Annotated in this window: 1 protein-coding gene; it reads right to left on the reverse strand. The window is 45.5% G+C overall.

Annotation, left to right across the window (positions count from 1 at the left end):
- Window positions 1-127: 127 nt before the first annotated feature.
- Entirely contained in the window at window positions 128-1,300 is a 1,173-nt protein-coding gene (locus tag AXF17_RS05995) for an IS110 family RNA-guided transposase (protein WP_094234066.1), read from the reverse strand.
- Window positions 1,301-1,579: the final 279 nt, after the last annotated feature.

Consider the following 1,579-nt stretch of genomic DNA (forward strand, 5'->3'; position numbering starts at 1 on the left):
TGAGACTAACTATTAAAAGTCAAGCCTGAATCGAAGAAATTCGTTCAGATAGATTAGTACCTTGAAAACTGCATGACAAACAGAGCATCCGTTAGGGTGCTCGTACAGAAAAGTGAAAGAGACTTATTTAAGAGATTCGATAAGATTCTCTAGACATCTGAAGGCTGTAGATTACGCGGACAAGTTTCTTACATGCGTGTGAAATTGCGACATAGTAGTGCTTGCCTTCAGCTCGTTTCTTGGCCAAATAAGCCTTAAAGATTGGATCCCACATACAAACGTATTTAGTTGCATTGAACAGTGCATACCGCAAATATCGTGAACCGCGCTTTTCCATGTGGGCATAGGAAGACGTCATCTGACCTGATTGATAAGTGGTTGGAGAAAGACCTGCATAAGCCAGGATCTGATCCGGATTATCAAAACGGGAGAAGTCACCGATTTCCGCAAGAATCATAGCGCCCATCCGGTTTTTGATTCCCGGAATCGTAGTGATCGGGGAATCCAGAACATCCATGATGGCATTGATGGCAGTCTCGATCTCATCGATTTCTGCAGACAAGACTTCAATGAGACGGATCGTATGCTTCAGTTCCAGAGACTTCGCAGGCAGAACCGATCCGATAGATGAAGATGCAGCCTCTCGAATAGAGATCGCCATATCTCTGCCATAGCGACCGTTTGAAGCATCGTGAAGAAGATGCTTCAAACGAGTCAGATGAGCGGCGGCGACAAAAGAAGCGCCGGGAAATTCAGAGAGCAGGGCATAGACGGAAGTCATATGAAGTGTTGGGACGAGTGGTTCCAGTTCAGGGAAGAGGATACTGACGAGCCTGGAGACGGATGTTTTCAGCTTAGCACGTTCCTGAACTTTGTCAAAACGGTATCTTGTGAGAGACTTCAGTTCTTCGTTGTGATATGATGTGTCCGAGTAGGGCTTGAGTGTCCTATCGGTAAGCAGCATCATAGCAATCGAAGCAGCATCGACTTTATCCGTTTTCGTCTTTCTAAGGCTTTGACCTTTTCTGTAAAGAGTTGTATGTAACGGGTTGATAACAAAGCTGGCTAGGCCGTTATCAAGGAGCGAGCGCAGAAGGTTGAGATGATAGTGTCCGGTAGCTTCAAGACCTACTTTTATTTCTGTCAGGTCTGAAGTCAACGACCAGATCTTCTCATAAAGCTCGTCGAATCCCCGTAGCGAGTTCCGGATGGTGAACGGAGAGAACAGGATCTCCCCATCAGAGCCGAGGATACAGCAGTCGTGCTTATCCTTGGCGATATCAATGCCAACATAGATCATAATCAGATTCTCCTTAAAGTATATTGATGCTGCTGTCGATCCACAGGGCTCTCTGCCGGATGTAACCTCGTTCTACATAAACCGTCATGCGGTATCTAACTGATTAACAATGAGACAGAGAGGCTGTGGTTGGATCCTCACTAAAACCGTCTATGCGGTAGGTGAAAAAAACCAATCCACAGCATCTTCAACAGCATAGCCTAACCTGTAGAAAAGGTAAAGAAAAGGCTATGACACTATAATACGAGGTGAATCAATAAACCACCGGCTATGCCCTGT

The sequence above is a fragment of the Mogibacterium pumilum genome (assembly GCF_002243385.1).
Classification (GTDB): Bacteria; Bacillota; Clostridia; order Peptostreptococcales; family Anaerovoracaceae; genus Mogibacterium; species Mogibacterium pumilum.